This window comes from Photobacterium sp. R1, assembly GCF_054600795.1.
The window spans coordinates 1-272 of the sequence record NZ_BAAHZP010000543.1; the positions used below are offsets into that span (position 1 = coordinate 1).

1 pseudogene is annotated in these 272 nt (G+C 51.1%); it reads right to left on the reverse strand.

Going from position 1 to position 272, the window contains the following annotated elements:
• Window positions 1–78: 78 nt before the first annotated feature.
• Window positions 79–272 (reverse strand): annotated as a pseudogene (locus tag ACYP03_RS26200) (peptide ABC transporter ATP-binding protein); the annotation flags it as partial.

The window sequence follows — 272 nt, forward strand, 5'->3', positions numbered from 1 at the left end:
GTTTAGAGGGGATAACGAAAAGGCAGACTCACAGAGTCTGCCTTTGGTTTTTACGCCAGTAAGAATAACGTGTGGCTGCTAGAGAATTTTTGACAGGAACTGGGCCAGTCGCGGATGCTTGGGCGAATCAAAAATGTTCTCGGGCGAATCACTGACCAGCAGTTCACCCTCTTCCATGAACAGCACGCGATCAGCCACTTCACGGGCAAAGCCCATCTCGTGCGTCACCACCACCATGGTCATACCTTCTGCGGCCAGATCTTTCATCACAT